4 protein-coding genes are annotated in these 9,580 nt (G+C 74.7%); all 4 read right to left on the reverse strand.

What is annotated here, in order from left to right; all coding sequences use genetic code 11:
- Nucleotides 1–139 precede the first annotated feature (139 nt).
- The 4 genes from AB0E77_RS09475 to AB0E77_RS09490 are packed head-to-tail and all read right to left on the reverse strand — an operon-like array spanning nucleotide 140 to nucleotide 9,570.
- On the reverse strand, nucleotides 140–568 hold the full coding sequence (locus AB0E77_RS09475; RefSeq protein WP_361567924.1) for an ester cyclase: 429 nt from the start codon (nucleotides 566–568) through the stop codon (nucleotides 140–142).
- 52 nt (nucleotides 569–620) lie between these two features.
- Nucleotides 621–3,134: a KR domain-containing protein gene (locus AB0E77_RS09480; protein ID WP_361567927.1), complete on the reverse strand. Its 2,514-nt coding sequence runs from the start codon at nucleotides 3,132–3,134 to the stop codon at nucleotides 621–623.
- The gene (locus AB0E77_RS09485) at nucleotides 3,131–9,376 is read right to left on the reverse strand and encodes an SDR family oxidoreductase (RefSeq protein WP_361567930.1); all 6,246 of its coding nucleotides are present in this window, start codon (nucleotides 9,374–9,376) and stop codon (nucleotides 3,131–3,133) included. The genes AB0E77_RS09480 and AB0E77_RS09485 overlap by 4 nt, the downstream gene beginning before the upstream one ends.
- Nucleotides 9,377–9,402: 26 nt before the next feature.
- On the reverse strand, nucleotides 9,403–9,570 hold the full coding sequence (locus tag AB0E77_RS09490) for a hypothetical protein (RefSeq protein ID WP_361568237.1): 168 nt from the start codon (nucleotides 9,568–9,570) through the stop codon (nucleotides 9,403–9,405).
- Between the last annotated feature and the right edge of the window lie 10 nt (nucleotides 9,571–9,580).

Genomic DNA, 9,580 nt, shown 5'->3' on the forward strand with positions numbered 1-9,580 from the left:
GCGCTGCCACCACCGGGCAACCCGTTTACCTTTCGAGAAGGATCTTCGGACTGCGCGGGCGGCCGGGGGCGGGCATCGACGGGAACGCCCCCGGCCGCCCGGGGTCGGCAGGCGGAGCCGTACGGCGGCTCCGCGCGGGTCAGCCCAGGGCGCCCAGCTGCTGGGCGAGCTCCATGCCGTCCATGGAGAACCAGCTCTCGACGATCTTGCCGTCGACGAAGTGGTCGATGACGATCCCGGAGATCTCGATCTTCCGGCCGGACGCCGGGATGCCGTAGTAGTCGACGCCGGAGTGGGTGCCGCGGGCGGTGAACCGCTGGACGACCTTCTCGCCCTCCTCGATCCACTCGTCGACGACGACGTGCAGGTCGGGGAAGGAGGCGCGCTGGATGCGGACCCACTCCTTGAGGTGCTCCACGCCGTCGAAGCCGTCGGCACGGGTGCCGTGGCTGATGTGGTCCGGGACGGCCTTGGCGTAGACGGCGTCGAGGTTGCCCTTGTTGAGGCATTCCTCGTAGTAGTGCTCGAGGACCTTGCGGTTGGCGCTGACGTGCTGGGTGTCGCTCATGTCGTGGACTCCTTCGAAGGGATCGGGTGACGCGGTCGTGGTGTGGTCGTGGTCAGATGCGGTTGGCCGTGAGTCCGCGGATGCGCAGCACGGTCCGGCCGCTGTCCGCGTGCCGGGCACGCCAGACGCCGAGCGACGGGTCTCCTTCCAGGCGGACACGTCCTCGGGCGCGAGCGTCGGCCGCCGGGAAGGAGAGGTGGCGGACGGTCAGCGGGTCGTGGGTGACGGACAGTCCGGGAGTGCGCTCGGCGACCGCGCGGACGATGTTCTCCAGCGCGGCGACCGGCACGAGGCACGCGGGCGGCTGGGGCACCACCCACAGGTCGGGTGCCGTGCAGTCGCCCGCCTCGGCGACGATCCGGTGCGCGCCGTCGGGGCGCCAGCGGACCACCGGTACCACCCGCCCGTGCCAGCGGAGCACGGGCGCCGCGGTGAGCAGGGTGGTGCCGGCCGGGCCGGTGCCACGCCCGACCGCCGGACGTCGCGGGCCGGGCGCCGCGGGCCGCGCGGCGTCCGCGCCGGGTTCGCCGAAGACCAGCCGAAGGCCGGCCGTCTCCGCGGCCTCCGTCGCGGGGCCGGCGGTCTCCACCCGCCGGAAGGTGACGTCCACCCGCCAGCGGCCGTCGGTGCCCTGCCGCCCCCGGACGTCCCGGCGCAGGCGCAGCGGGCCGCCGCCCGGGCAGCGCAGCACGCTCCACGGGACGCTCAGCTCCTCCACCGCGTGCAGGACGTGGCCGGGCAGGTCGGCGGGGGTCACCCACTCCGCGCCGCGCACGGCGCTCTCCAGCAGCATGCCTAGCGGCACGGCGGGCGTGCCGTGCACGGTGAAGTCGCCGATCGCCGGGCTCGTCGCGGGGTCGAACGTGACGACGGAGCACAGGCGTTCGTGCGGCCCGAACACCTCCGGTTCGCCCAGGTGGAAGACCTTCGGGTAGGTCTCGGCGTACCCGGGCAGGGACGGCGGCACCGGGTATCCGGTGGCCTGCACCGGGTCCAGCGCGCGGCCCAGCGGACCGACGAAGGTGATCTCGCCGCGGCTGCCGGCCCGCAGCTCCGCCTGCCAGTGGTCCAGGCCCTCGGAGAGGTCGAGGGCCGCCATGTAGCGCAGGCTGGCCTCGAAGTTGGAGATGAGTCCCACCCGGGCCCAGGTCGGCCAGGCCAGCGTCATCACCGGGTACGGCAGCCGCCGTTCGGCCCACAGGCCGAGGCGGGCCAGGCACTCGTTGGCGGCCGCGTAGTCGAACTGGCCGACCATGCCGCCGAGCCGCCCGGTGAGCGAGCCGACCGTGCACAGCAGTTTCAGCGGCCGGTCGCCGAGGGCCCGGACCAGGTGGACGAAGGAGTCGACCTTGGTCGCGACCACGGCGGTCACGTCCTCGTCGGACTTGTTGGGCAACCGGGTCGGCCGGTCCACGCCCGCGTTGTGCACCACCGCGGTCAGCTCGGGCAGCCCGGCGACGAGCGCCCGCACCTGGCCGGGGTCGGTGAAGTCGCACTGCCGGTACTCCAGCCGCAGCCCCTCGGCGCGGGCGGAGCGCAGATGGCCGACGAGTTCCCAGGTGCTCTCGGCCCGTGCGATGTCACGGCGGATGTCGGCCACGGCACGCCCCTGCCGGTGCGCGGCCCACAGCTCGGCCCGGCGCTCGCCGAGCCGCTCGGGCGTGTGGCCGTCCCAGGTGTCCTCGGCGGGCAGCCGCCCGCGTCCGGTCACCACCACGCGCAGGCCCGACTCGGCGCACAGCCGCCGCGCCAGCGCCATGCCGATGCCCCGGCTGCCGCCGCTGACCAGCACGGTGTCGTCGGGGCCGAGGCGCACGGCGGGCGGTCCCGGGCGTACGGCGTCCGGGGTCAGGGTCCAGCGCAGCCCGTCCCGGATCCCGATCTCGGTCAGGCCCGGCCGGCCCAGCTCGTCGCCGACGAGCCGGGGCAGCTCCGCGCGGTCGCCGAGGGCGACGTCGAGGACCCGCACCCGGCAGTTGGGCAGCTCCCGGTGCAGCGTCTTGGCCAGCCCCGCCCACAGTCCGCCGAGGGGCTGGGCGATGTCGTCGTCGGGGTGGTAGCCCATGCCGCCGCCGTGGTAGGTGACGGCGAGATAGGTGAGCCGCCGTGCCGAGGTCTCCCGGCTCCACTCCGGGTAGCAGTGCCGCAGCGCGTCGAAGGTGCGCAGCAGCGCCGTGCGCCATCGGCCGGTGCCGGGGACGGCACCGGCATCGGCATCGGCATCGGCATCGGCATCGGGTGAGAATCGTTCCGCGAGCGTCAGGTCGACCAGAGTGTCGGGTACCGGGCCGGGCGCGGCGGCGGGGCCGGGCAGCACGGTCGCACCCAGGGCGCGCAGTTCTCCGCGCACCCGCTCCGCGTCGTGCGCGTCGCCGCCGAGGACGAGCACCCGTCGGCCGGCGAGGCCCTCGGTGCCCTCCGGGGCGGGGGCGGGGGTGAGCCGCCACAGCATGCGGCTCACCGGACGGGTCGTGGCGTCGTCCGCGCCCGCGCCGGCCGAGGGCCGGTCCCCGGAGGGGCCGTCGGAACGGTCGTCGAGGAGCGGAAGGCCCGTGAGCGTGGTCATGCGGCACGCTCCCCCGCCGCGGCCGGCCCCTGCTCGGGCGGACGCACGTCGCCCGTCTCCGGGTCGAGGTATCCGATCACGGTGGCGTCCAGGTCCTTCATCTGGGCGACGACGTGACCGCCGGGGGCGACGGCGACGAACCGGTTGCCGGTCCGCGGCGCGGCCGAGAACCCGGGTTCGGTGACGTACAGGTCCAGCGCTCCGTGGGTCTGCGCCAGCTCCAGGTCGTTGGCGCCCTGGTAGAGGTCGATGCGCCGGACGGACAGCGGGGCGGCGACCGGGACGAGCCCGTCCACCGGGTCCAGCACCCCGGTCCGCGCCAGGGCGTCCAGCAGCACGGCCGGCATCAGGAACTGCCGCCAGGGGCCGGTGGCGGGGTCCAGCCGCGGCCGGAACACCGCGCGGGCGCCCAGCCGGTGGCGCCGGGTGCCGGTGGTGGCCCGGAAGGGTCCGCTGAGCAGGACCGGGGCCGACGGCTCGTGGTAGGGGTCCACGACGGGCCGTTCCCCCTCGGTGTCCCACGGCTGCCACTTGGGGGCCGTGGTGAAGGCGTCGGCGACCAGGACCCGCACGGTGAAGTGCGGTTTTCCGGAGACCAGCAGCACGCCGGACGGGGCGATCACGTCGTGGGTGACGGAGACCTCCACGGTGGTGAGCTCGCCGACCCGCTCGGTGATCCGGGCCGTGATCTGCTTGGGCGCCTGCGAGACGCCCTCCCGGACCTGGAGGAAGTGCAGGAAGCGCAGGTCCTCGAAGGCGACCACGCAGCCGTCCGGCACGAGGGCGAGGGCGGCCTCGGCGGCGATCTCGGTGACGAAGGTGCCGGGCAGCGTCGCCACCCCGCGCACCAGGTGCCCGGTGAGATAGCCGTCGGTGTCCAGGTCGAAGGGGCACTCGAACCGCACCGTGCCCTCGTGGTCGCCGGCGTCCGCCGGGACCGTGCGGCGCAGATAGAACCGGCCCCGGGCGGGCCCGCCCGGCTCCCCGGCGCCATCCGGCCGGCCGGTGAGGTACCCGGGGTAGAACGACTCCACCGTGGCCCTCTCCGCCGTGCCCATGTGCACGAGCGAGGGGGTGCGGTCCGCTGCGCCGAGTTCGGCCAGGAAGTGCCGGACGCCCTCGGCGACCGGCATGTGGCTGTAGGAGCCCGCCCGCCTGAAGTACTCGCGGGTCAGCTCGTTCGCGCCCATCCCGACCTCGTCCCAGAGGGTCCAGCCGATGACGAACTCGTCGGTGCCGGTCGTCCGCGCGGCGAAGGCGGCGGCCGTGGCCAGGTAGTCGTTGCCGGAGGCGTAGTCCGGCTCGCCGCGCTGCCCGAAGTGGCCGAGCAGGGACCCGAAGTCGCACCACAGACGCGGCGGACGGCCGGCCAGCGCGCGATGCAGATTGCGGTGCGCGACCAGCTTGAGGTCGCGGATGCTCCGGAACTCGCCGAAGTCCTTGTCCTCGATGAGCGCGGAGCGGTTCAGGCCGGGCGCGTTGACGAGCAGATCGATCCGGCCGTGCGCGGCGTGCACGGTGTCGAGGGCGCGGCGCACCGACGCCTCGTCCCGTGCGTCGCAGTGCAGGTACGTCACCCGGCCCGCACCGCTGTGCCGGACCATCCGGTCCAGGTTCCGCCGGGCGGCGCGCGCGTCGGCCATGCGGTCGAAACTTCTGTTGATCTCGGCGACGGTGCGGCCGCCCGCCGCGAGCTGCTCGCGGATGTACCGGGCCCGGGTGGCCGCGAACTCCTCGTCCGTGCCCTCGAAGGCCGCGGCCGGGTAGCTGTCGACCGGGTTGCTGCCGAGGGCGTAGATCCGGCTGCCGTGGCGTTCGGCGACCGCCGTGAGCAGCTCGGCGGTGATGCCGCGGGCCCCGCCCAGGGCGACCACCACGGACTCCCGGTCCAGCGGGGCGGGCCGGTCCTCGGCGGCGGTGGCCGGCCGGGCGGTGAGGGTGGGCACCCGGCGTTCCTCCCCGTCGCGGTGGACGACCGGGAAGGTCCGGTCGCAGGCACGCTCGGCGGCGATCAGCGCCGCCGCCTCCTCCGGATCGGCGGTGGCGGTCAGCAGGGCGAAGCAGGCGGCGTCCGGGCGTTCCAGACTCACGCACTTCAGCAGGCCGGTGAAGAGGCCGGCGAGCGGGTGGACGGTGCCCTGCGGCTCGGCGCCGAGGAGGGCGAACACCACGGAGGCGGGCGCCTCGCCGAGGTCGGCGTACCGCTGCTGTACGACGAGGAAGGCCAGGTCGTGCAGGGCGGTCAGGCCGGGGTGGTCCGCGGTCAGCGCCGTGTCCGGCGGCGCGGACGCGGTCAGGTCGGTGACCAGGACGACGTGGCGGACCGGGCGGTCCAGGGCGTCGAGTGCCGCGCGTACGCCCTCGGGGGTGCTCGCCACCTGCCGCAGCCCGGGCCGGCCGGCCGGGACGGGCGTGGTGCTGAACACGGCGCAGTCCGCCGCGTTCCGGGCGAGGTGTCCGGCGAGGACGGGACGGTCGGTGAGGACCAGCGCACCGTCGGGCACCCCGGCGGGCACCGGGCCGCGGGGAGCGGCGGGCGCGGGGGCGAGGGTGACGGCGTAGCGCTCCACGAGATCGGCGGCGGCACCGGCCGTAGCGGCCCCCGTCATGACGGCCTCGCGCTTGACGGCACCGGGCGTCGCGACCACGCCTTCCGCGGCCCCGGTCCCGACGGCACCGGCCGTCACGGCCCCGGGCTCCGCGGCACCGCGCTCGACGGCACCGGCCGTCACAGCCCCGGGCTCGACGGCACCGGGCTTCGTGCCACCGGCCCTCGCGGCCCCGGTCACGGCGGCCTCCAGCTCGGCCGCCTCGGGCACGGCGGCCCGGGGCACGGCGGTCTTCGCGGCCTCGGCCGGCAGGGCTTCCGCGTCCTGCTGGTCCGGTGCCGGGTCTCCCGCGGAGACGACGAGGTGCGTGGCGCGGTCGTGGCCGTTCTCCCGGCACTGGACGCGCGTGGTGGTGCCGGTCCGCTGGAGGGCGCGCAGGATCTGCGCCCCGCCCGCGGCGCCGAGGTAGTGGCCGTATCCGCCCCTCGAGCCGCAGTCCAGGACGTCCGGTGCCGCCTCGCCGGTGACGGCGGCGTCGGCGTCGCGCACGTCGGCCTCGTCGACGAAGCCGAGGACGCGCAGTCCGGCCTCCCTGGCGGCGCGCTCCGTCGTCAGCCCGAACAGGAAGGCGCCCTCGGCCGGTTGCACCGGCTCCTCGAAGACATCGCCGAGCAGGCCCCCGAGTTCGGGCAGGCTGTTGCCGTTGATGCCGCCCGCGAGCACGAAGTCCAGCTCACCGCTGCGCAGATACCGTACGGCCGTCGCGAACGCCGACACCGTCGAGGCGAGTCCCGCGTCCACGGTGATGTTGGGCCCCTTGAGGTCGAAGTAGTTCGCCACCCGGGCCGAGATGATGTTGGGCATCATCCCGGGGAAGGAGTCCTCGTTCGACGGCGGGACCAGGGCGCGGACCCGTTCGCGCATCCGCTCCAGCAGCGGCGTGAGCTGCGCGCTGCCGGCGAGTTCGGGGTCCTGGCGCAGGGCGTGCCCGATGTCGTCGAGGTAGCAGCGGTTGGCGTAGAGCATGGCGGCGCGGGTGGGGCCCATGTGGCCGACCACCACGCCGGTGCGCTCGGTGTGCCGCTGCCAGAAGTCGCCGAGCCGGTCACGGAGTTCATGGGCACACGCCAGGATCATCAGCTGGCAGCGGTCGATGGTCCGTACCGTCGCCGGAGGCATCCGCACCTGCTGGAAGGGCGGCGCCGGATACTGCTCCCCGAAGCTCTGCTCGACGTCCCGTTCCCCGGCCAGCCATCGCAGGACCTGGTCGCGGTCGTCGATCCCGGGCAGCTTGACCGACCAGCCGACCACGGCGATGCGGTCGGCCGCGGGCCGGGCCACGGCGGCCGTACGGCGTCCCGCGCCCTCGGAGCCGCCGTCCGGCGTCGTCTCCTCGCTCAGGACGAGGTGCGCGTTGGTGCCGCCGAAGCCGAAGCCGGAGATCGCCGCCGTGCGGGCCCGGCCGGGGACGGCGGGCCACGGCCTGGGGCTGCCGGAGATCTCCAGCCGCGTGCGGTCCAGTTCGAACGCCTCGGGTGCCTCGGCGAACCGGTACTGGCCGGGGACCGTCTCCCCCTGGAGCGCGAGGACGGACTCGATGAGCGAGACCACGCCCGCGGCCCAGCCGGTGTGCCCGATGAGCGACTTGTTGGAGGTTACGGCGGTGGAGCGGCTGTTGCCGTAGTGCTCCCGGAGCGTGGTGAACTCCGCGAGGTCGCCGGCCGGGGTTCCGGTGGCGTGGGCGTTGACCCAGTCGACGTCGGCCCCGTCGAGGCCGCCGGCCTGCAGGGCCCGCTCCACGGCCAGGTTCTGCCCGGTGGAGCTGGGCGCGTAGATCGCCTTGCCCTTGCCGTCCGAGGAGGATCCGAACGCCTTGAGCACGCCGAGGACGCGGTCCCCGTCGGCCCTGGCCCGGCTGAGCCGCTTGAGTACGACCACGCCGGCTCCGTCGGCGAAGATCACGCCGTCCGCGTCGGCGTCGAGGGCGTGCACCGCGCCGCGCTGGGACAGGCCCTTGAGCTTGGAGAACAGCACGGTCCCCCGCGGGGCCAGCGCGAAGGCGCCGCCGCACACCGCGATGTCCTGCTTGCCCATCAGCAGGCCCTTGATGCCGATGTCGATGGCGTAGAGGGAGGAGGAGCAGGCCGTGTCGACCATCTGGAGCTGGGTGTCGTCCGGCAGGATGCCCGCCATCGCGGTGTGGCCCACCTGATGGGGCAGGAACCGCGGGGCGTCGGTGGCGCCCCGGTGGTAGCGGCCGGAGAGGACCTGGTCGACGCGGCCCACCAGGCGGGCGCGGGCCTCCTCCGTGAGGTCCAGGCCGGCGGCGATGTCCTCGGTGAGGTGCCGGGCGGCGTTCAGCACGCCCGCCTCCTCCAGGTGCTGGCTGCCGTCGGCGGTGTAGCCGACGTGGAAGGAGAACCGGTCGGAGTCGGCGACGCGCACCCCGTCCAGGGCCTGGACGAGTGAGTGGCGCAGCCACAGGGTGGTCAGCTCGGTCTCGTCCGGCGACTGCGACAGGCCGTCGAGGACGGCCCGGCCCGGCTCGAAGTCGGTGATGAACACGCAGGTGTCCTGGTAGGACTTGTCCTCGGCCGACCGGTCGGGCGAGGAGAACCTGGCCCGGTCCCAGCGGTCCTCGGGCACCTCGATGAACAACTCGCGTCCCGTGGTGCGCAGTTGCCAGAAGGCGTCGGGACTGTCGGCTCCGCTGACGACGAGCCCCATGCCGACGACGGCTATCTCGTCGTCCTCGGGGAGGCCGGCGTCCGCGTCGGCGTCCGCGTCGGCATCGGCGTCCGCGTCGGCCTCCGCAGGGGCCGGGACGGCGGGCCGGGGCGCGGCCGGCGCCGCCTGCACAGCCGCGTCCGGGCCGGCGGTGACCGCCGCCGGTGCGGGAGCGGCCGGGAGGCTCGCCGGAGGTGCGAGCAGGGGCGCCCCCAGGGACAGCCCCCCGTCGGCCAGGACGACCTGGCCGGTGATCCAGCGGGCGCGGTCGGAGGCGAGGAAGGCGACGACCTCGGCGAACTCCTCGGGCGTGCCCAGCCGGCCCAGCGGGGTGCTCGCCGCGACGGCGGCCTGCATCGCGTCGGCGTCGGGGAAGGCGTCGGCGACCTCGCTGACGAGCATGGCCGCCGAGGCGGTGTTGACCCGGATGCCGAACGGCGCGAACTCCACGGCGAGGTAGCGTGCCGCCGCCTCGACCGCGGCCTTCGCGGGGCCGCAGGCCAGGTAGTTCGCCATGACGAGCTGTGAGCCGCCCAGGGCGGAGATGTTCACGACGGAACCGCCGCCGGCCCGCCGCATCAGCGGGAGCGCCGCCCGGGCACAGCGCAGGCCGCCCTTGAGGTTGGTGTCGAGCGCCTTGTCGAGATGGGCGTCGGTGACCTCGGGGCCGGCGACGAGCGCGCCGTCGGCCGCGTTGTTGACGAGGATGTCGAGGCGGCCGAACCGCTGCTCGATCTCGGCGAACATCCGGTCGACCTGCTCGGGCCGGGCCACGGAGGCGCGGAGCAGGTCCACCCGGGCGCCGCGGGCGCGCAGTTCGCGCTCCGTCTCCTTGGCCTGCTCGTGCGAGTGGAAGTAGTTGACGAGGACGTGGGCGCCGCGGTCGGCGAGGGTGACGGCGATGGCCTTGCCCACGTTGCGGGCGCCGCCCGTGACCAGTGCGATCTTGCCGGTGAGGTCCTGCATGGACGTGGTTCCTCCGGTCCGCCCGCTCATGCCGAAGCGCCCTGGAGCCGATGGCCGCTCAGTTCGTGGTGGATGAGGTCGGCGATCTTGTCGAGGGTCTCGTAGTCCGCCAGCCGGAAGTCCGCACCCCGCGGCGGCAGCCCGAAGTGCTCCGACGCCCGCGACAACAGCTCCACCTGCTTCACCGAGTCCACCCCCAGCTCC

This window comes from Streptomyces sp. NPDC032940 (genome assembly GCF_040636935.1).
In the GTDB taxonomy this organism is placed as follows: Bacteria; Actinomycetota; Actinomycetes; order Streptomycetales; family Streptomycetaceae; genus Streptomyces.